The following is a 19,987-nucleotide window of genomic DNA, read 5'->3' on the forward strand; positions in this document are numbered from 1 at the left end:
TCGGTCGAGGGGTGGCGGCGGGGCATCGCGCATAGAGAGGCCGGACGTGTGAGGGGTGCGTCCGGCCTCTCCCCCTGCCCGGATCCGGGCGAGGGCGTGGGGTACGGCAGGGTCAGCCGACCGGCGTGGCGACGTTGGCGCGTACCCACTCCACGATCGACTGGGTGGTCGCCCCCGGAGTGAAGATCTTGGCGACGCCGGCCTGCTCAAGCTCGGGGATGTCGGCCTCGGGGATGATGCCGCCGCCGAATACCACGATGTCGCGGGCGTCGCGCTCGGCGAGGAGCTCCACGACCCGCTTGAAGAGGGTCATGTGGGCGCCCGAGAGGATCGACAGCCCCACGGCGTCGGCGTCCTCCTGGATCGCTGCCTCGACGATCTGCTCCGGGGTCTGGTGCAGGCCGGTGTAGACGACCTCCATGCCCGCGTCGCGCAGCGCCCGGGCGACCACCTTGGCGCCCCGGTCGTGCCCGTCGAGCCCCGGTTTGGCCACGACGATCCGAAGTCGAGAGCTCATCAGCGCAACACCTTCCCAGGCCACCGTGCGGCGTTAACGTGTCGAACGGTAACCCGTACGGGCCCGGTGTGGGAATCCGGCATCCCGCACCGGCCGGCGAGGGCCTCAGGGATGCGGCTCAGGGAGAACCCCGAGAAGAACACACGGGGTGTGCGATTCGAACACGGAGCGCAATCACAGTGGTTATCGTCATAAGGCGTCAAAAACGAACAAACTACAACGGACAACCGCACATCGCCACGCCGATCTCCGGCCACGACTTGTGGCCCGCCTAGGGGTTGGCTACCGTGTGCACGGTTGTCATCAGGTCAATGGCCGGGTGACGACGCGGCCAGCAAGCGTTCATCCGAGGTTCACCGGACATCGCTCCGGTCGCCTCGGTAACCCACAACGGAGGGTATGCGTGCGTCAGCGCCTGTCGTCTGAGCCCGATCGATATCGCGGTCGCCGCCGCGTACCCACCCCACCCCGCAGCCGTTACGCCGCGGTCGTCACCACCGCTTTCGTCGGCGCCGGTCTCGTCGCCCTCGGCGCCCAGGCGATGCCGGACGCCAAGACGGTCACCCCCGCCGCGCTGGCGGACATGGAGCTGGCGAATCTCGCCGGCCAGGATCTCGCCGAGCGCGCCGCCGATGCCGAGCGCGCTTCGCGTGGCTCCGAGCGCGCCGCCGACCAGGCCGAGTCCGACATCTGGCAGCTGCCGCTGCGCGGCTACCAGCTCGACAGCCCGTACGGCATGCAGGGCGACACGCTGCACGGCGGCATCGACCTCGTCGCGCCGGAAGGCACCCCGTACAACGCTGTGCACGCCGGCAAGGTCACCAAGGCCGGCTGGTTCGGCGGCTACGGCTACGCGGTGATCGTGCAGCACCCCGACGGCACCGAGGCGATCTACGGACACTCCTCGCAGATCACGGTGACCGAGGGCCAGGAGGTCAAGGCCGGCGAGCAGCTGGGCCTGGTCGGTGCCACCGGGCATGCGTACGGCGCGCACCTGCACCTCGAACTTCACCTCAACGGCTCCCCGATCGACCCGATGGCCTTCCTGGCCGAGCGGGGCGTGGATCTGGACCTCGAGGTCGAGCCGATCAACACGGGCAGCTAGCCACAGTCGCTCCCGACGTTCTCCGAGAACCGCCCACCCCATTGGGGCCGGGCGGTTTTTCGTCATGGGGTGGGGCGGTTCTTCGTCTCCTCCCGCGCCGAACCGCCACCGATCGGGCCCGCCTCGCCGGCAAAGTCGTCTGCGCCACAGTGGCGAATGTGCCCGCCCTCACGGTCGCCACGCCCCGCCCGCGCTCCCATTCAGCCATCTTTCCGGACATATCCACATGAATGATCTTGCTCTGATTCGCCGCTGACGAGACCCCTACCCGGCACCACCCGGGAGACAAACCAGTATTTCCAGGTCCCGTTCCCGATCAGCGAAGGCGAATTCGTGCCGGAAGACAGCCCCACCGACATCGCGACCGACGTCAACGACGGCAACCCCGTCGTCGGCCGGCACCGCGCACCCGGCCGGCGGCACCCCGTCCGCCTGTACGCCGCCGCGGCCGCCGCCACCGGCGTCCTGTTCGCGCTCAGCAGCGGTGAGGTCTCCGCGGTCTCCAGCGAACGGCCGGACCAGATCGACAGCGCGTCGCTGCGCACCGCCCAGCAGGAGCGCGAGCAGAGCGCCGAGCGGGCAGACCGCTCCAGCCGCGACGCCCTCAACTCCGGCTCGGCCGCGCTGCTCTTCGGCCCGGTCGCGCCGTCGCCGACCGCCACACCAGGCCCCACCGCCAGCCCGTCGCCCACCGCCAGCCCGTCGCCCACCGCCAAGCCGAAGACCACGGCCAAGCCGAAGGCCACCCCCAGTCCGCGCCCCTCCTGGGTCAACCCGATGCCCGCCGGGAGCACCACCTCCTGCTACGGGTCGCGCTGGGGCAGCCTGCACGCCGGGGTGGACCTGGCCGCGCCGGCGAACACCCCGGTGCGCGCCGCCGGCGCCGGCACCGTGGTCGACGCCGGCTGGATCAGCAGCGGGTACGGCATCTCCGTGGTGATCGACCACGGCAACGGGTACCTGACCCACTACGCCCACCTCAACAGCAACTCCGTCGGCGTCGGCACCCGCGTCGCCGCCGGCGAGGTCATCGGCCGGGAGGGCTCCACCGGCGACTCCTCCGGCCCGCACCTGCACTTCGAGGTGCACCAGGGCGGAATGTGGAACCAGATCGACCCCGCCCCCTTCATGCGGGAACGCGGCGTCAGCCTCGGCTGCTGAACCAGCCGGCACGGCGCCGCCGTCCGCGGCCCCAGCACGCCCGGGGCCCGGACACAAAGCCAGCGCCCCCTGACCTGATGTCGCAGGTCAGGGGGCGCTTTTACGTCTCGGTCAGATCTTCTCGATCGGAGCGTGCCGCAGCACCAGCCAGAGCACCTGGTCACCGAAGTCGATCTGTGCTCGGGCGCCCGGGCCATGGCCCTCGACGGCCTGCACCCGGCCCAGCCCGTACCGCTGGTGGTTGACCCGGTCGCCGACGGCGACCTTGGGCGCCGACGGCAGCTCACTGGCGGTCCGCAACCGGCTGGCATCCACGCCCAGCCGCTCGGCGAGCCGTGCGGCCTTCGGCGTACCGCCGGAGAAGCCGCCGCCGCGGCTGACGATCGGCCGGTCCGCCGAGTCGCCGCGGCCGCCGACCCCGCCGCCGCTGCCCGACCAGGAGGTGTACGACCCCTCGGTGCGCTCCCAGCGGACCAGCTCCGGCGGCAACTCCTCCATGAACCGCGACTGCGGGTTGTAGGACGGCTGGCCCCAGGCCGAGCGGGTCACCGCCCGCGACAGGTAGAGCCGCCGGCGGGCCCGGGTGATGCCCACGTACGCCAGCCGGCGCTCCTCCTCCAGCTCGCGGGTGTCACCGAGTGAACGCAGGTGCGGGAAGACGCCGTCCTCCATGCCGGTCAGGAAGACCACCGGGAACTCCAGCCCCTTGGCGGTGTGCAGCGTCATCATGGTGACGACCCCCTGGTGCTCCGCCTCGTCGTCACCGGGCTGCTCGGGCAGCTGATCGGCGTCGGCGACCAGCGCCACCTGCTCCAGGAAGCCGGCCAGGGTGGCCCGCTCGCCCTCCTCGCCCTGGGCCTCGATCCGCTCGGTGTACTCACGGGCGACGCTGACGAGCTCCTGGAGGTTGTCCACCCGGCCCTGGTCCTGCGGGTCGAGGCTCTCCTCCAGCTCCGCCAGGTAGCCGGAGCGGGTCAGGACCGCCTCCAGCACCTCCTCCGGAGCGGCGGTCTCCGCCAGCTCCCGCAGCTCGTCGAGGAGCGCCACGAAGTCGCCGATGCCGTTGGCCGCCCGGGTGGAGATCCCCGGCGCCTCCCGGGCCCGCCGCAGCGCGGCGCCGAAGGAGACCCGGTCCCGGGAGGAGAGCGCCTCCACGCATGCCTCGGCGCGGTCGCCGATGCCGCGGCGGGGAGTGTTCATGATCCGCCGGATGCTGACCGTGTCGTCGTCGTTGACCACCGCACGCAGGTACGCGAGCGCGTCGCGGACCTCCTTGCGCTCGTAGAAGCGCACCCCGCCGATCACCTTGTACGGCAGGCCGACGCGGATGAAGACCTCCTCGAAGACCCGGGACTGGGCGTTGGTGCGGTAGAAGACCGCGACCTCGCCGGGGCGGGCCTCGCCGGCGTCGACCAGCCGGTCGATCTCCCGGGCCACCCAGTCCGCCTCGGCGTGCTCGGTGTCGGCGACGTACCCGACGATCTGCTCGCCGGCGCCGGCGTCGCTCCAGAGCCGCTTGGGCTTGCGGGAGGTGTTGCGGTCGATGACCGCGTTGGCGGCGTTGAGGATGGTCTGGGTGGAGCGGTAGTTCTGCTCCAGCAGGATCGTGCGGGCATCGGTGAAGTCCCGCTCGAACTCCAGGATGTTGCGGATCGTCGCGCCGCGGAACGCGTAGATCGACTGGTCGGCGTCACCGACGACGCAGAGCTCGGCCGGGGCCAGCCCTTCGGTGCCGGCGACCAGCTCCTTGATCAGCATGTACTGCGCGTGGTTGGTGTCCTGGTACTCGTCGACCAGCACGTGCCGGAACCGGCGGCGGTAGGTCTCCGCGACGTGCGGATGCGACTGGAGCAGATTCACCGTCGCCATGATCAGGTCGTCGAAGTCCAGCGCGTGCGCCTCGCGCAGCCGCCGCTGATAGAGCGTGTACGCCTCGGCGAGCACGCGCTCGTTCGGGCCCTTCGCCCGCCCGGCGAACTCCTCCGGGTCGACCAGTTCGTTCTTGAGGTTGGAGACCTGCGCCGCCAGCCCCCGGGCCGGGTAGCGCTTCGGGTCGAGGTCGAGCTCCCGGCCCACCATCTGCATCAGCCGCCGGGAGTCGTCGGCGTCGTAGATGGAGAAGGTCGACTTCAGCCCGGCGTGGCTGTGCTCGGCCCGCAGGATCCGCACGCAGGCCGAGTGGAAGGTGGAGACCCACATCATCCGCGCCCGCGGCCCGACCAGGGCCGCGACCCGCTCCTTCATCTCGCCGGCGGCCTTGTTGGTGAAGGTGATCGCCATGATCTCGCCGGGGTGCACGTCCCGGGCGGCGAGCAGGTACGCGATGCGGTGGGTCAGCACCCGCGTCTTGCCGGAGCCGGCGCCGGCGACGATCAGCAGCGGGCTCCCGGCGTGCGTCACCGCCTCCCGCTGCGGGGTGTTGAGCCCGGCCAGCAACGCCGCCGGATCAAGTGCGTGGGCACCGGGATACCGGCCGTGCGGACGGGCGTCACGCAAGGCGTCACCGGGCGCGGCGGAGGGGGTCACGCCGGCGTCCCCGGCGGAGTGGGCGGCGGGGATTTCGAAGAGAGGATGCATCGCGGGACGAGTCTATGCCGCCCGCCGGACATCCCTTCCCCGCGCGCCGACCGTGACGAAGTTCCCGCAGGTCGGGACTGGCGCAACGGGGGCGAATCCAGAACGATGAGCGAGAAACCCCCCTTCCCGTACACACTGGGAGCACACATCATGAGTCAACCCCGCTCGCGCGGGCGGCTGACGCTGCGTCACCTCGCGGCACCAGCCCTCGCCCTGGCCCTCGTCGCCGGCCTGCCACTGGCCGCCGGCACCGACGAGGCGCCGCCGACGACCGAGGAGTGGAACACCGTCTCCGCGATCTCCGTCGCGCACGGTCACGGCAAGGGCAAGTCGCAGGGAAAGGCCGTCAAGGCCAACTTCCTCAGCTACAACGACTTCCACGGCGCGATCGACCCGCCGACCGGCAGCGGCGCCGCGGTCGACGGCACCCCGGCCGGCGGGGTCGAATACCTGGCCACCTGGCTCAAGAAGCTGCGGGCCGAGGCGAAGTCCGAGGGACGCAAGTCAGTCACCGTCGGCGCGGGTGACCTGATCGGCGCGACGCCGCTGGTCAGCGCCGCCTTCCACGACGAGCCGACGATCGAGCTGATGGACGAGGTCGGGCTGGAGATCAGCTCGGTCGGCAACCACGAGTTCGACGAGGGCGTCGACGAGCTGCTGCGCCTCACCCGGGGCGGCTGCCACCCGGTCGACGGCTGCGCCGACGGCGACGGGTTCGCCGGTGCCGACTTCACCTACCTCGCCGCCAACACCGTCTACAAGGACTCCGGCAAGCCGATCCTGCCGCCGTACGAGATCCGCAAGGTCAACGGGGTCGAGGTCGGCTTCGTGGGCCTGACCCTGGAGGGCACGCCGGACATCGTCAACCCGGCCGGCATCAGCGAGGTCGACTTCCTCGACGAGGTCGCCACCGCCAACAGGTACGCCCGTGAGCTCAAGGCCCGCGGCGTCGAGGCGCTGGTGCTGCTGCTGCACGAGGGCGGGCAGCAGAACGGCACCGTCGGCATCTCCGACTGCAACAACTTCTCCGGACCGGTGAAGGAGATCGTCGCCGGCCTGCGCGGCGAGTACGGTCTGGTCGTCTCCGGCCACACCCACCGCTACTACACCTGCTCCCTGCCGAACTCGGCCGGCACGCAGACCGTCGTCACCAGCGCCGGCAACAACGGCCAGCTGATCACCGACGTCGACTACTCGCTGGACCGCCGCAGCGGCCGGTTCACCGAGATCAGCGCCCGCAACATCGTGGTCGCCAACGGCGTCCGCAACGCAGACGGCAGCTGGCAGCGCACCGACAGCGGCAGTTTCGTGCTGAACCCGGCGCTGGTGGACCGCAAGACCAAGCGGATCGCCGACAAGTACCGAGCCGCTGTCGCCCCGCTCGCCAACCGGGTGGTCGGCGAGATCACCGGCGACATCGTCCGGGACGTGCGCGCCAACCAGGAGAGCCCGCTCGGCGACGTCATCGCCGACGCGCAGCTCGCCTACACCGCCGGCGCCGGCGCGCAGATCGCCCTGATGAACCCGGGCGGCATCCGGGCGCCGCTGACCTACGACGCCTCCGCCGGTGGCGAGGCGCCCGGTCAGGTGACCTACGGCGAGGCCTTCGCGGTGCAGCCGTTCAACAACCTGGTCGTCACCCAGACCTTCACCGGGGCGCAGCTCGCCGCGGTGCTGGAGCAGCAGTTCCCGGGCTTCCAGGGGCAGACCAACCAGCGGGTGCTGCAGGTCTCGGCCGGCTTCTCGTACGCGTACGACAGCAGCGCGTCGGCGGGCTCGCGGGTCAGCGCCATGACGCTCAACGGCGTGGCGATCGACCCGGCCGCGACGTACCGGGTCACCACGAACGACTTCCTGGCCAACGGCGGCGACGGGTTCACCACGCTGACCGCCGGTACGGAGCGGGTCTACGCTCCGGGCTTCGACCTCGACGCGCTCGTGGCGTACCTGGGCGCCGGCACGCCGATCGCTCCGGGGCCGGCCGACCGGATCGTCCGCCTCGGCTGAGCGGTTCGCCGCTCGGCGTTGATCGGATCGCTGGTCCGCGCTGATCGGAAGTGCCCCTTCCTCCCACCGGAAGGGGCACTTTCCGCTCCGAATGCTTGCGCGGTCGGACCGGTGGTCGGCATACTCGACGACGTGATCAGCCAGCGCTTCTACTTTTACGGCTCCGGGAGTCCGGCAGCCGTGGGTCGCGCCTGATCGAAAGACCTACGAAAAGCCCCGGGCTCCTGGAGCCCGGGGCTTTTTCGGCTCCCGGGTTCCCGGCGCCGGGTCCAGACCCGTGAGAGGTATCCGATGATTGCAGACGTGCAGGAGACCAACGGCGCCACCGGCGCCGAGCCGAAGAACGCGCCGACGCCCGCCGCGCTGGCCCAGACCGGCACGGACGCCCCGGACGCGGCCGCGCAGATCCAGGCGATCCGCAAGCGGATCGACGAGATCGACCAGACCCTGATCGCGCTCTGGCGGGAGCGCGCGGACCTCTCGAAGCAGGTCGGTGCGACCCGGATGGCCTCCGGCGGCACCCGGCTGGTACTCGCCCGGGAGCGGGAGATTCTGGAGCACTTCCGCACCGAACTGGGTGCCGACGGCACGCAGCTGGCGCTGCTGCTGCTGCGCGCCGGCCGCGGACCGCTCTGACCGCGATGCCGCCAACGGCGCGGGGCGCCGGCCGCAAGACCGCGACCGACGCCCCGCACTCCCTGAGGAGGCTTTCCCTGCTGCTATTCCACCGCGTGCACCACGTCGCGGACCTCCGCGAAGTGGCAGGCGCTCGGGTGGTCCGAGCCGGGGCGCACCGTCAGCGCCGGCGACTCGACGGCGCAGATGTCCTGCGCCTTCCAGCAGCGGGTGCGGAAGCGGCAGCCTGAGGGCGGGTCGGCCGGCGAGGGCACGTCCCCCTCCAGCACGATCTGGTCACGCAGACCACGCAGCTTCGGGTCCGGCACCGGCACCGCCGAGAGCAGCGCCTGGGTGTACGGGTGGGTGGTGCGCTCGTAGATCTCGTCCTCGGTGCCGATCTCGGCGATCTTGCCGAGGTACATGACCCCGACCCGGTCGGCGATGTGGCGCACCACCGACAGGTCGTGGGCGATGAAGATGTACGACAGGCCGAGCTCGTTCTGGAGCCGCTTCAGGAGGTTGACCACCTGGGCCTGGATCGACACGTCGAGCGCGGAGACCGGCTCGTCGCAGACGATGATCTCGGGCTGCAGGGCCAGTGCCCGGGCGATGCCGATGCGCTGGCGCTGGCCGCCGGAGAACTGGTGCGGGTAGCGGTTGATGTGGTCGGGGTTGGAGCCGACCAGCTCGAGCAGCTCCTGCACCTTGCGGCGGCGGTCCCTCTTCGGCACCACCTCGGGGTGGATATCGAAGGGCTCACCGATGATGTCGCCGACGGTCATCCGCGGGTTCAGCGACGTGTACGGGTCCTGCATCACCAGCTGGATGTTGCGCCGGTAGCGGCGCATCTCCCCGCCCTTGAGGCGGCTGATGTCCTTGCCCCGCACGGTGATCGCGCCCGAGGTCGGCGTCTCCAGCCCGACCAGCAGCCGGGCCAGGGTGGACTTGCCGCAGCCGGACTCGCCGACGATGCCGAGGGTCTCGCCGCGACGCAGCTGCAGGTTGATGCCGTCGACGGCCTGGACCGCGCCGATCTGCTTCTTGAAGAGGATGCCCGTGGTCAGCGGGAAGTGCTTCACCAGGTCCTTGGTCTCCAGGACGTAGTCACTCATCGCCCTTGACCTCCTTCCAGAAGTGGCAGGCCGAGGTGCGACCCGGTGCCACCGGGTAGCGCGGCGGCGGCGGGTCGGCACGGCAGACATCCTGGACGTATCCGCAGCGCGGGTTGAACGAACAGCCCGCCGGAATGTCGGTCAACGCGGGCGGCAGGCCCTTGATGACGTGGAGTTCCTGGCCCTTGAGGTCGATCCGCGGAATCGACTGCAGCAGCGCCTTGGTGTACGGGTGTGCCGGCGTCGAGTAGATGTCGTGCACCCCCGCCTCCTCGATCACCCGGCCGGCGTACATCACCGAGATGCGGTCCGCGACGTCGGCGACCACGCCCATGTCGTGGGTGATGAGGATCAGGCCCATGTTCCGTTCCCGCTGGAGCTCGGCCAGCAGGGCCATGATCTGGGCCTGGACCGTGACGTCCAGGGCGGTGGTCGGCTCGTCGGCGACGAGCACCTCCGGGTCGAGCGCCAGCGCCATCGCGATCATGACTCGCTGCCGCATGCCGCCGGAGAACTGGTGCGGGTAGTCGTTGATCCGCTGCTTCGCAGCCGGGATCTTGACCAGATCGAGCAGTTCGATCGCGCGCTGGCGACTCTCCTGCCGGGACATCCCGCGGTGCTTGCGGAACAGCTCGGCGAGCTGGAAACCGACCGTGAAGACCGGGTTCAGCGCCGAGAGGGCGTCCTGGAAGATCATCGCAATCTTGTTGGCGCGCACCTTGCGGCGCTGCGCCTCGGGCAGCTTGAGCAGATCCACGCCGCGGTAGAAGATCTCACCCTGGGTGATGTACCCGGGCGGGGAGTCGATGATCCCCATGATCGCCTGGGCGGTGACGCTCTTGCCGCAGCCCGACTCACCGAGGATCGCCAGCGACTCCCCCGCCTGCAGGCTGAGGTTGACGCCGTTGACGGCGTGCGCGAGACCGTTGCGGGTGCGGAACTCGACGTGCAGGTCCTTCACTTGCAGCAGCGGCGCGCTGTGGTCCAGGTTGGGCAGAGCGTCGATGCTGGCGGTCACGTCAGTCTTGGTCATGGCACATCACCGCAGCTTCGGATCGAGGGCGTCGCGGAGCGCGTCACCCATGAGGATGAAGGAGAGCACGGTGCCGACCAGCAGACCACAGGGGAAGAGCAGCAGCCAGGGGTCCTCCAGGAAGTAGACCTGGTGCTGCGAGATGGCGATGCCCCAGGACTGGTCCGGAGGCTGCAGGCCGACGCCGAGGAAGGTCAATGTCGCCTCGGCGGAGACGAAGCTGCCCAGTGTGATCGTGGCGTAGACCAGCATCGGCGCGATCGCGTTCGGCAGGATGTGCCGGAACATCAGGCGGCCGTTGGAGGCGCCGACGGCCTTGGCCGCGTGCACGTAGTCCAGGTTCTTCGACGAGATCACGCTGCTTCGCATGATCCGGGCGATCGTCGGCCAGGCGAGCACAACCAGCACGAAGGACAGCGTCCAGATGGTCTGGTTCTTCATCACGACGAGGAAGACGATCGCGCCGAGCAGGAACGGCAGCGAGAAGAAGATGTCCATGATCCGGGAGATGATCGCGTCCACCCAGCCGCCGAAGTAACCTGCCAGCAGGCCGGCGAGGCCACCGACCACGACGATTCCGGCCGTCGCGAGGACCGCGATCGCCAATGACGGGTACGCGCCGTAGATGTTGAACGCGTAGTAGTCGCAACCCAGGATGTTGGTGCCGAAGATGTACTCCGCGTTCGGGGCGATACGGGTGAACTTGACGTCGCAGGCAGCCGGGTCCTTGCTCGTCCAGAGCCACGGGAAGAGCGCCATCGAGCCGACGATCAGGATGTAGATCGAGGCGACCACGAAAACCGGGTCGCGGACGAGCTGGCGTCGCGCGTCCGCCCAGAGGCTGGCGCTCTTCTCCTTGCCGCTGCCGCTGCCGCTGGGCGGGGCACCCGTGGGAGTCAGGTTGGCCGGTTCGCCGCCGACCGCCGCGCCGGCACTGGTCAGGTCACTCATAGCGAATCCTCGGGTCGAGTACGGCGTAGAGCAGGTCCACGATCAGGTTCGTCACCAGGAACACCAGGGCGAGCATCGTGACGACGCCGATCACCACTGGCGCTTCACCGCTGCGAGCGGCCTGGGTGACGAGCCGGCCGATGCCCGGGACGTTGAAGATGGTCTCGGTGACGACCGCGCCACCCATCAGTCCGCCCAGGTCCACGCCGAGGTAGGTGATGACGGGGATGAGCGAGTTGCGCAGGGTGTGCACCCCGACGACGCGCTTGTTCGCCAGACCCTTCGCCTTCGCCGTGCGGACGTAGTCGGCCCGGATGTTCTCCATGATGCTGGTCCGGGTCAGCCGCGCCGTGGTCGCCAGTGAGGTCGCTCCGAGGACCAGGCCCGGGATGATCAGACTTGCGAACGGGTACTCCAGCTTGTAGCCGGAGGCGAAGACACCGCTGGAGATCACATCTGGAATCCAGTCGACGCCCCGCAGGGTGTTGCCGAACTTCACGCCGACGTACTCGCGGACGACGATACCGAGAACGAAGATCGGCACCGAGATGAGGAAGACCGTGGAGATCTTGACCAGGTAGTCGGCGAAGCTGCCGCCACGCAGGCCGGCGATGACACCGGCGGTGATGCCGACGATCGCCTCGAAGATGACCGCCACGACGACGATCTTGAGCGTGAACGGAAGCGCGTTCGCCACCAGGTCGGTCACGTCCTGCTGACGCAGGTTGATCCCGAAGTCGAAGTGCAGGAACACGTTCTGCAGCCGGTCCCAGAAGAGCCCGAAGCAGGGGTTGCCCTTCTGCGACAGACAGGGATCGTCATAGCCGAGGCGTTCGGTGATCGCCGCGACCATGGCCGGGTCGGGCTGGCGGTCACCGAAGAGCGCCCGCACCGGGTTGCCCGAGAACTGGATCGCCAGCGAGGTGATGTAGTGCAACAGAAGCATGGTGCCCAGTGCCGTGGGGATGAACTGGAGCAACCGTCGGATGATATAGCGCCCCATGCGGGGACTCCTCTCGGCGCCAACGTGGCGGCAACAGGTCCTCGTGGGAAGCCTGCTGCCGCCACGTCCTGGACGACTACGACCAGTTAGAGACTGATCACTACTACTTAACGGTGATCGAGCTGTAGTCAGCGTCCGAGATGGGGTTCCAGACGAAGTCCTGGACGTTCGGTCCGTAGACCGCAGCGATCTTGCTGAACCACATCGGGATGACCGGCAGGTCCTCGAGCACGAGGTCCTCGGCCTGGTTGTAGAACTTGGTGGCCTCGTCGCCCGCCGCGCCGTTGCCCTGGGTGATCAGAGCGTCGAACTCGGGGTTGACGTAACCGCTGTTGTTGCTGCTGCCACCGCTGCCGTACAGCGGCGAGAGGTAGGTCTCCGACACCGGGTAGTCCGGGCCCCAGCCGAGACGGAACGGGCCGGTGAACTTCTTCTTGTCGGCGGTGTCCAGGTACTCGGGGAACTGGAGGTTGACCTTCAGCTCGTAGTCGATACCCAGGTTGGCCTTGATCTGGTCACCAACGGCCTGCAGCCAGTTCTCGTGGCTGGCGCCCGCGTTCGCCCAGAGGGTGAGCTTGCCACCCTTCCAGCCGCCGGCCTCCTCGAGCAGCTTCTTCGCCCGGTCGACATCCTGCTTGCAGTACTCGCAGGCGTCGGGACGGGCACCCTCGAAGGTCGGAGCGATCAGACCGGCCGCCGGAGTGAAGCGGCCGTCGAAGACGGCGTCGATGATCGACTGGCGGTCGATCGCGAGCGACAGCGCCTGGCGAACGCGCTTGTCCTTGAAGTTGTCGTCGTAGAGCGGCATGCCGACGTAGGTGAAGCTGTCACCCGGCTGCTCGTACATGCGGTCGCCGTACTGCTGCTTGGCTTCCTTGTAGCGCGCCGGCGGGATGGTGTACATCACGTCGAGCTCGCCCGACTGGAAGGCCGAGTAGGCAGCGTCGATCTCGGTGTAGATCCGGTAGCTGATCTTGTCGACCTTGCCGGCGTCACCCTTCCAGGTGTCGCTCTTGACGACGGTGATCAGCTGGTTGTGCTGCCACTCGCCATCCATCTTGTACGGGCCGTTGCCGATCGGCTTCTCGTTGCAGGCCTTGATGTCGTCGATGCAGGCCTGGGCCATCGGGAAGAAGCCCGAGTAGCCGACGGTCGCCGGGAAGCCGGAGAACGCCTCGGTCAGCTCGACCGTGAAGGTGAGGTCGTCGACCTTCTTCAGGCCGGAGAGCTCCTTGGCCTTCGGCTCCGCCTTCGGGTCCTCGGAGGTGACGTCCTTGATGCCGGCGATCCGCTTCATGAAGTAGCCGTTGTTCTGGGCGTTGGGCCCATACGCGGCGTAGTTCCAGCTGCGGATGAAGGAGTCGGCGTTGACCGGCTCGCCGTTGTCGAAGACGTAGTCGGGCTTGAGCTTGATCGTCCAGTTCTTCTGGTCGGTCGACTCAATCGACTCGGCAAGGTCGTTGACCGGCTCGCCGGTCTTGGTGTCGTACTTGACCAGACCGCGGTAGAGCTGGCGGATCACGTAGATCGACGGCTCGTCGTCACCGCCGGACGGGGTCAGGAAAGCGGGCTCCGATGCGTAAACGCGGAGCTCGCCACCTGCACTTGAACTCGAATCGTCGGAGCTGCCACCGCAAGCGGTGGCGAGCATGGCGATGGCGGTCGCAGCGACCGCCACCTTCAGGGTTTTCCCGCGCATGGGAGTGCCTCCTCTGGGCGCTCACGAGGGGGTTGTGAGTCGAGTGCCACTGTGACACCTACCGCCCCGGAACGTGAAGGTGCCGTTATCAACCCGTTAGTTGGCCGATGCGCCGCCGATACTGCAAAAGCGCAGGTACATCAATGGATTTTGCCCCCTGCGCTGTGGTTATTGATCACCAACGACGCCTTACCGTGCGGACAAATGTGACTTTCCCCGCCCTCACTCTCAGCAACCAGTCTGCGCTGCGCCCAGACGACGGCTACGGGCAGTGAAAGACCGATCGGTGGATATCGGAATTGCCGCATCGGAGATCAGAAATGCCCGTACGGGTGTCCGGACCGGACGGTCGGCCGACCCCGCACGGCGAAGGGCCCCGGCGCTGTCAGCAGCGCCGGGGCCCTTCGCGGGAGATGGATCAGGCGGAGAAGGTCACGCGGCGACGACGCACCATCACCACGGCGACCGCACCGGCGGCCAGCAGTGCCAGACCCGCCAGGACGATCCCGGTGGTCGCGGCGCCGGTCAGCGGCAGGTCACCGCCGCCACCGGCCCCCGGGGCGGCCGGCGACTCCGACGGCACGGCCGGGGCCGACTCGGAGGGGCTCTCCGCCGGCGTGCTGGGCGACTCCACCGGGGTGCTCGGCGACTCGGAGGGGGTCTCCACCGGGGCCGGGGTGAAGGTGGCGGCGGCCTTCGCCGTGACCTTCGAGCCGATGGTGGTGCCCAGGATCAGCTTCTGCGCCTTGTCCGCACCCCCGGTGTAGAGGAAGACACGGCCGAAGGAGAGCGAACCGCTGGCGGCGGCGGTCACGGTGACCTCGCCCGGCTCGTCGCGGGTCAGCCAGAACTGGCCGCCGTTGACGGCAGCGGTGACCGGCTTGCCCTCGGCGTCGACAACGGTGCCGCCGTTGACGGTCAGGGCGATGTCACCGGCGGGGCCGGCGACGGTGAAGGGGCCGGCCTTGCCGCCGACGGTGGCCGAAGCGGAAGCCGGGTCGATGCTCAGCGTCGGCTGCGGCTCCGGCTGGTCGGTGGCGTTGGCGATGAGGTAGTCGCGCACACCCTGGATGACGGAGTACTTCTCCTTGTCGAGCAGGTCCTTGCCCTCGACCCAGGAGGCCAGCTTGACCTCGTCGCTGAGCTGCCAGATGGCAGTCTGCGCGCCGAAGTAGAGCAGGTTGTCCAGTTCACCCTGCTTGAGATTGGTAGGCACGGTCACCTTGGCGGCCGCGACGATCTTGCCGGAGTCGACGTTCGGGTAGCTGTGCGCCAGCACCCACTGCACCTTGGCGAGGTTGCGCACCCGCGACTCGTCCCAGGCGTCCTCCTGGTACACCCCGCCGATCTTCACGGCGGTGTGGAAGTCGATGCAGTAGACGGGAACCGTCTTGCCGTCAACGGTGAGCTGGAGCTGGGAGACGGCCTTGACGCTGTTGGCGAAGTGGTTACCGTCCTTCCCCTTGCCCTCGAACCGAAGCTTGACCCTGCTGCCATCAAGCGAAGTCGGCTTGCCGGTGGCGGGCGTTTCGGCGGCGGCCGGGGCTGCCATTCCGAGGGTCAGAGCCGCGCCGGCGAGGGCGACGACAGCCCCCCGCATCCAGCGCTTTGCAGATTGTCCGAACATCAGGACGTACCTCTCCCAGAGGGATGCACCCGAGCTGACTCGAGTGGGTGAAGGGTGACGGGCAATCCATGCAGGACGACGAAAGTCGCCGCAGGGCATGGAAGCCGCTCGCATTATTGCTTGCCGAGCAGCAATTTGTCAGCCCCGTGATCACCGGAACCCCGAAAAATGTCCTTATCGGACAGTCGCCTCAGACGAGCCGCCGGTCAGCCGCCCAGCGGGAGAGCTCATAACGGTTGGACATCTGCAGTTTCCGCAGCACGTTCGAGACGTGCGTCTCCACAGTCTTGACCGAGATGAACAGTTCCCGGGCGATCTCCTTGTACGCATAGCCACGGGCCAGCAACCGCAGCACCTCACGTTCCCGGTTCGTCAGCAGATCCAGCTCCGGATCGGAGACCGGCGCGTGCGGCCGGGCCGCGAACGCGTCCAGCACGAACCCCGCCAGCCGCGGGCTGAAAACGGCGTCCCCGTCGGCCACCCGGCGTACCGCGTCGGCGAGGTCGGCCGCCGAAATGGTCTTGGTGACGTAGCCGCGGGCACCGGCCCGGATCAGCCCGATGACGTCCTCGGCGGCATCCGAGACGCTCAACGCCAGGAAGAGCACCTGCGGGTGGGACTTGCGGATCGCCTCCAGCACCGCGCGACCGCCCCCGTCGGGCATGTGCACGTCCAGCAGGACCACGTCCGGGCGCAGCGTCCCGATGCCGGTCACCGCCTCGGCGACCGTGCTCGCCTCCCCCACCACCTCGACGTGCGCACCGAGTTCGGCGCGTACCCCGGCACGGAACATCGCGTGGTCGTCGACCAGGAAGACCCGCAACCGCCGCTGCCCGGTCGATTCCCGTTCCGGCGTCGCCGGCTGCTCGCCCGTCATGACTGCTCCCTCTCACCGTTGCCGTTGCCGTTGTCCCGCGCGAGCGGCAACGTCAGCCGTACCTCGGTGCCCTCGCCCGGGGCGGAACGGATCTCCGCCCGTCCGCCGTGCCGGTCCATCCGCCCGATGATCGAGCCGCGCACCCCGTGCCGATGCTCCTCCACCCCGGCCAGGTCGAACCCGGCACCCCGGTCCCGGACGAAGACGCTGATCTGTTCCGGCTCCACCTCCGCATAGAGGGAGACGGTCTGCACCCCGGCGTGCCGGGCCGCGTTGACCAGCGCCTCGCGGGCCGCCGCGACCAGCGCGCGGACCCGCTCGTCGGTCTCCTGGTCTCCGACGACCACCGTCTCGACGGTGATCGCGAAGGTGTCCTCGATCTCCGCGGCGGCCTCCTCCAGCGCCGCCGAGAGCCGCTCGTTCGCCGAGGCGGTCGGCTTGTAGAGCCAGTTGCGCAGTGACCGTTCCTGACCACGCGCCAGCCGCTGCACCATTGCACTGTCGGCGGCGTTGCGCTGGATCAGCGCCAGCGTGTGCAGCACCTGGTCGTGCACCATCGCGGCGAGCTCGGCCCGCTCCTGCTCCCGGATGCGCGCCTCCCGCTCGGCCCGCAGCGCGGTGATGCTGCGCCAGAGCACCGGCGCCGCCACCAGCCCCACCCCGGCGAGTCCGACCAGGGCGAAGAGCACACCGTTGACGACGAAGCTCAGCCCCTGCACCGGCGAGTAGACCGCCACGACGCCGACAATCCCGAGCGCCACCAGGAGCCCACCGCAGACAAAACGCAGGATGAAGGCAGTACGCGGGTTGGCCTCCAGCCAGCGCCCCAGCCACGGCACACCGGTGGCCGCCCAGTGCCAGCGGCGGTGCGGCTGCGACTGGTGCCAGATCACCGCCGCGCCGATGGCGATGATCGCCACCAGCCAGCCGCCGGCGCCCCCGAGCAGTTCGGGAGCGCGCAGCGCCCGCTCCAGCAGCAGCACCCCCACGGCGATCCCGAGGTACGGCAGCAGCTGCGCCAGGTCGCGCCTCGACTCCCGGCGGCCGTCCTCCGGCGACAGCGGCAGCACCGCCCAGAAGACCACGTAGAGCAGCACGCCGAGCCCGTTGAGGCCGGCCAGGACGGCGAAGGCGACCCGCACCTTGGCGACCGACAGGCCCAGATGGTCGGCGAGGGCGACTGCCACGCCCGCCGCCAGCCGATCGTGACGGGACCGGTAGAGGCGCGGCGTGCCGATCGCGGTGGTGATCGCGGGACCTCCTGCTCGTACGGCGGCACAGGTGTGCGCCGTGACCTGGCGTGTGATGACTGCGGGGAAATCGTCACACGTCGGGCGGGTACGCAGCCACAGGGACTTCCCCGATCAACGCCCGTGCCGGATCTCAGGGTCGGGTCAGGGTCGACGCCGGAGGTGCTGGTGGCGGCGGCGGTGCAGGATCGAGTCATGACCGACGAATCCGCCCACACCGCCACCGGCGGCCCGGGCTCCCCCCCGGGTCCGCACGCCGAAGGTCCGCATGCCGCAGGTCCGCCGCCCGGGGCACCCGGCGCCCCGGGCAACGGGACCCCGCCGCCCGGCAGCGCCGCCTTCGCCGCCCGCTACGGTCTGGTCCGCCCGCTCGACGGTCGTTACCTGGGCGGGGTCTGCGCCGCGATCGGCCGTGCCACCGGGACCGACCCGGTCGTCTGGCGGGTGCTGCTCGGGGTGCTGACCCTCTTCGGCGGCCTCGGTCTGCTGGTGTACCTGGTGGTGCTGCTCGCCACCCCCGCCGAGGGGGACACCGCCGCGCCGGTGGAGGCGATGTTCGGGCGGGGCACCTCCAGCATGTCGCCGCTCACCGTCGTCGGCTTCGGCGCGATCACCGTGATCGGTTTCGGCTTCATCGTCCACGACTCGTTCCGCGCGATGCTGCTCGGCGCCGCGATCCTGGTCGCCGGCGCCCTGCTGTTCAACCGCAGCGGCGCCGCGGGCCAGGGCGGCAACGGCCGGCCCTGGCAAGGGCCGAACCCCGGGCCCGGCGGGCCGGGTGGACCGCCGCCGCCACAGCCGCCGTACGGACCGCCACAGCCGCCGTACGGGGCCACACCGCACCAGCCGTACGGAACGCCACCGCCACAGCCGTACGGGCCGTGGCAGCAGCCGTACGGAGCCTCGCCGCAACAGCCGGGCGGGCAGCCGTCGCCCGGCTCCACCGGGCAGCCGGGCGCCGTGACGACCACGGAGCCGGTCACCGACGGGGCCTCGGCACAGCCGACCGGCACCGCAGCCACCTCGCCGTGGCCGGAGAGGGCGACGGCGGAGACGACCACGGAGAGTGGGCAGCCGGCGGAGCACGGGATCGCCGCCGACGACACCGGCACGGCCCGGGAACTGCCCGGCGCCGCCGAGACCAGGCAGCTGCCGGCAGCCGGACGGCTGCCCGAGATCGGGGCCGGGCCGACGACGCTCGCCTTCCCCGCCCTACCGGAATCGGGCCGGTGGCGCGACCGCGACGAGATCACCGCCGTGCTCCCCGGCACGGATTCCGGCGCGACGCCGTCGGATGTGCCCGGCGCCGTCCCGGGGGCCCCGACCGGCGAACAGGCCGGCCCCGGGCTCTCCCCCGGCTTCGGCCTGCCGCCGCACTCCGGCTACCGGCCGGCCTTCGCCCCGCACGGGCCGTACGAGCCCGGCGCAGCGCCACCGCCGTTGCCGCCGTTGCCGCCGCCCCGGCAGCCGAGGCCCTCCTCCCCGCTCGGCGCGGCGACCTTCTGGATGATCTTCGTGGTGCTCGGCGTGGTGGCGGTGCTGGAGCTGACCGGCACGGTTGACGTGGGCCCTTCGGGTTACTTCGCGGCGGTGTTGGCAACCATCGGGCTGGGTCTGCTGGTCGGCACATGGTTCGGCCGCGCCCGCTGGCTGATCGCCCTGGGACTGGCGGCCGCCGCCGCCCTCGGCGTCGCCGGCACGACCGAGGCCTGGGGCCCGTTCACCGACGGCCGACGCGACGTCACCTGGACCCCTGCCGATTACGCGGAGGTGGCGAGCCGCTACGAGAGCAGCGCCGGCGACGCCGTGCTCGACCTGCGCGGGGTCGACTTCACCGGCCAGGAGACGGAGATCGCCGTCGTCGGCGGCGTAGGCAGCGTCCGGGTGTACCTGCCGCCGGAGGTCGACGTCACCGCTGTCGCCGCGGTCGACGTGGGCGAGTCGCTGCTCTTCGGAGACCAGCACAGCGGGGTCGGCACAGCCCGGCAGGAGCGCACCGACCTCGGTCCCGACGGCCCCGGCGGCGGGACCCTGCGACTGGACGTACGTCTCAACGTCGGCAATGTGGAGGTGACCCGGTGAAGCCGCATCGCACCGACATGGTCTCGCTGATCTTCGCGCTGATCTTCCTGGCGCTGGCCGGCTGGTGGTTCGCCGCCCGGCTGCTGGAGTTCTCCCTGCCCTCGATGGCCTGGCTCGGGGCAGGCGCGCTGGTCGTCGTCGGCCTGCTCGGTGTGATCGGGGCGCTGACCGCGCCGCGGCGGCGCGGCGCCGGCGCGGATCAGCCGCCGGCCGGGCCCCCGGACGGGTTCGGCGGCGGCCGGCCGCGCTGACCGCGCTGACCGCGCGGACGTCCGGCACCGGCGCCACGGGCAGTTGATCATCGCGGTGGCGAACGGTGCGGGCGGTCGCCGGTGCCGCCTATGCTGGCCGGTGGAGGTCTGCCGCCT

General features: G+C 70.0%; 16 protein-coding genes. 6 read left to right on the top strand and 10 right to left on the bottom strand.

Annotated features, from left to right (window positions below; all coding sequences use genetic code 11):
• Positions 1-112: 112 nt before the first annotated feature.
• Complete coding sequence (gene icmB, locus ACK8GG_RS18270; RefSeq protein WP_440349727.1) at positions 113-517, bottom strand: coenzyme B12-dependent isobutyryl CoA mutase small subunit; 405 nt, start codon at positions 515-517, stop codon at positions 113-115.
• 403 nt (positions 518-920) lie between these two features.
• Here icmB and ACK8GG_RS18275 point away from each other — a divergent pair, with 403 nt between their 5' ends.
• Both ACK8GG_RS18275 and ACK8GG_RS18280 read left to right on the top strand, forming a co-directional pair.
• Positions 921-1,622: a M23 family metallopeptidase gene (locus ACK8GG_RS18275; protein WP_440352560.1), complete on the top strand. Its 702-nt coding sequence runs from the start codon at positions 921-923 to the stop codon at positions 1,620-1,622.
• A 357-nt stretch (positions 1,623-1,979) separates the two neighbouring features.
• Positions 1,980-2,783 carry a M23 family metallopeptidase gene (locus ACK8GG_RS18280; RefSeq protein WP_440356889.1) on the top strand — a complete coding sequence of 268 codons (804 nt, stop codon included), beginning with the start codon at positions 1,980-1,982 and terminating at the stop codon, positions 2,781-2,783.
• 111 nt (positions 2,784-2,894) lie between these two features.
• Here the strand turns inward: ACK8GG_RS18280 and pcrA are convergent, their stop codons facing one another.
• Positions 2,895-5,360 carry a DNA helicase PcrA gene (pcrA, locus tag ACK8GG_RS18285; protein ID WP_440356857.1) on the bottom strand — a complete coding sequence of 822 codons (2,466 nt, stop codon included), beginning with the start codon at positions 5,358-5,360 and terminating at the stop codon, positions 2,895-2,897.
• A gap of 150 nt (positions 5,361-5,510) precedes the next feature.
• On the opposite strand from pcrA, the gene ACK8GG_RS18290 reads away from it, so the two are divergent.
• Positions 5,511-7,367, top strand: coding sequence for a bifunctional metallophosphatase/5'-nucleotidase (locus tag ACK8GG_RS18290; RefSeq protein WP_440356858.1), 1,857 nt, complete (start codon positions 5,511-5,513; stop codon positions 7,365-7,367).
• Between the two features lie 291 nt (positions 7,368-7,658).
• Positions 7,659-8,003 carry a chorismate mutase gene (locus tag ACK8GG_RS18295; RefSeq protein ID WP_440349731.1) on the top strand — a complete coding sequence of 115 codons (345 nt, stop codon included), beginning with the start codon at positions 7,659-7,661 and terminating at the stop codon, positions 8,001-8,003.
• A gap of 83 nt (positions 8,004-8,086) precedes the next feature.
• Here ACK8GG_RS18295 and ACK8GG_RS18300 read toward each other — a convergent pair whose 3' ends face one another.
• The 8 genes from ACK8GG_RS18300 to ACK8GG_RS18335 form a co-directional block, all read right to left on the bottom strand.
• Positions 8,087-9,097 carry an ABC transporter ATP-binding protein gene (locus ACK8GG_RS18300; protein ID WP_440349732.1) on the bottom strand — a complete coding sequence of 337 codons (1,011 nt, stop codon included), beginning with the start codon at positions 9,095-9,097 and terminating at the stop codon, positions 8,087-8,089.
• Positions 9,090-10,130 carry an ABC transporter ATP-binding protein gene (locus ACK8GG_RS18305; RefSeq protein WP_440349733.1) on the bottom strand — a complete coding sequence of 347 codons (1,041 nt, stop codon included), beginning with the start codon at positions 10,128-10,130 and terminating at the stop codon, positions 9,090-9,092. The genes ACK8GG_RS18300 and ACK8GG_RS18305 overlap by 8 nt, the downstream gene beginning before the upstream one ends.
• Positions 10,131-10,136: 6 nt before the next feature.
• Positions 10,137-11,081 carry an ABC transporter permease gene (locus ACK8GG_RS18310; protein WP_440349734.1) on the bottom strand — a complete coding sequence of 315 codons (945 nt, stop codon included), beginning with the start codon at positions 11,079-11,081 and terminating at the stop codon, positions 10,137-10,139.
• Entirely contained in the window at positions 11,074-12,084 is a 1,011-nt protein-coding gene (locus tag ACK8GG_RS18315) for an ABC transporter permease (protein ID WP_440349735.1), read from the bottom strand. Before ACK8GG_RS18315 ends, ACK8GG_RS18310 begins: the two co-directional genes overlap by 8 nt.
• A gap of 103 nt (positions 12,085-12,187) precedes the next feature.
• The gene (locus ACK8GG_RS18320) at positions 12,188-13,783 is read right to left on the bottom strand and encodes a peptide ABC transporter substrate-binding protein (protein ID WP_440349736.1); all 1,596 of its coding nucleotides are present in this window, start codon (positions 13,781-13,783) and stop codon (positions 12,188-12,190) included.
• Between the two features lie 418 nt (positions 13,784-14,201).
• Positions 14,202-15,410: a thioester domain-containing protein gene (locus ACK8GG_RS18325; RefSeq protein WP_440356859.1), complete on the bottom strand. Its 1,209-nt coding sequence runs from the start codon at positions 15,408-15,410 to the stop codon at positions 14,202-14,204.
• A 190-nt stretch (positions 15,411-15,600) separates the two neighbouring features.
• Complete coding sequence (locus ACK8GG_RS18330; protein ID WP_440349738.1) at positions 15,601-16,287, bottom strand: response regulator; 687 nt, start codon at positions 16,285-16,287, stop codon at positions 15,601-15,603.
• Positions 16,284-17,537: an ATP-binding protein gene (locus ACK8GG_RS18335; protein ID WP_440349830.1), complete on the bottom strand. Its 1,254-nt coding sequence runs from the start codon at positions 17,535-17,537 to the stop codon at positions 16,284-16,286. The genes ACK8GG_RS18330 and ACK8GG_RS18335 overlap by 4 nt, the downstream gene beginning before the upstream one ends.
• 195 nt (positions 17,538-17,732) lie before the next feature.
• Here ACK8GG_RS18335 and ACK8GG_RS18340 point away from each other — a divergent pair, with 195 nt between their 5' ends.
• Positions 17,733-19,619 carry a PspC domain-containing protein gene (locus ACK8GG_RS18340; RefSeq protein ID WP_440356860.1) on the top strand — a complete coding sequence of 629 codons (1,887 nt, stop codon included), beginning with the start codon at positions 17,733-17,735 and terminating at the stop codon, positions 19,617-19,619.
• Positions 19,616-19,870 (top strand): Asp23/Gls24 family envelope stress response protein, encoded by a 255-nt coding sequence (locus tag ACK8GG_RS18345; protein WP_440356861.1) that lies wholly within the window; start codon positions 19,616-19,618, stop codon positions 19,868-19,870. The genes ACK8GG_RS18340 and ACK8GG_RS18345 overlap by 4 nt, the downstream gene beginning before the upstream one ends.
• Positions 19,871-19,987: the final 117 nt, after the last annotated feature.

It is taken from the genome of Melissospora conviva, from assembly GCF_049523535.1.
Taxonomy (GTDB): domain Bacteria; phylum Actinomycetota; class Actinomycetes; order Mycobacteriales; family Micromonosporaceae; genus Melissospora; species Melissospora conviva.

Excerpts from the sequence above, each read along its gene's own strand:
- ACK8GG_RS18295 (WP_440349731.1), top strand. The coding sequence starts at position 7,659 with ATGATTGCAGACGTGCAGGAGACCAACGGCGCCACCGGCGCCGAGCCG.
- ACK8GG_RS18305 (WP_440349733.1), bottom strand. The coding sequence starts at position 10,130 with ATGACCAAGACTGACGTGACCGCCAGCATCGACGCTCTGCCCAACCTG.
- pcrA (WP_440356857.1), bottom strand. The coding sequence starts at position 5,360 with ATGCATCCTCTCTTCGAAATCCCCGCCGCCCACTCCGCCGGGGACGCC.
- ACK8GG_RS18325 (WP_440356859.1), bottom strand. The coding sequence starts at position 15,410 with ATGTTCGGACAATCTGCAAAGCGCTGGATGCGGGGGGCTGTCGTCGCC.
- icmB (WP_440349727.1), bottom strand. The coding sequence starts at position 517 with ATGAGCTCTCGACTTCGGATCGTCGTGGCCAAACCGGGGCTCGACGGG.
- ACK8GG_RS18330 (WP_440349738.1), bottom strand. The coding sequence starts at position 16,287 with ATGACGGGCGAGCAGCCGGCGACGCCGGAACGGGAATCGACCGGGCAG.
- ACK8GG_RS18320 (WP_440349736.1), bottom strand. The coding sequence starts at position 13,783 with ATGCGCGGGAAAACCCTGAAGGTGGCGGTCGCTGCGACCGCCATCGCC.
- ACK8GG_RS18310 (WP_440349734.1), bottom strand. The coding sequence starts at position 11,081 with ATGAGTGACCTGACCAGTGCCGGCGCGGCGGTCGGCGGCGAACCGGCC.
- ACK8GG_RS18300 (WP_440349732.1), bottom strand. The coding sequence starts at position 9,097 with ATGAGTGACTACGTCCTGGAGACCAAGGACCTGGTGAAGCACTTCCCG.
- ACK8GG_RS18315 (WP_440349735.1), bottom strand. The coding sequence starts at position 12,084 with ATGGGGCGCTATATCATCCGACGGTTGCTCCAGTTCATCCCCACGGCA.
- ACK8GG_RS18290 (WP_440356858.1), top strand. The coding sequence starts at position 5,511 with ATGAGTCAACCCCGCTCGCGCGGGCGGCTGACGCTGCGTCACCTCGCG.
- ACK8GG_RS18340 (WP_440356860.1), top strand. The coding sequence starts at position 17,733 with ATGACCGACGAATCCGCCCACACCGCCACCGGCGGCCCGGGCTCCCCC.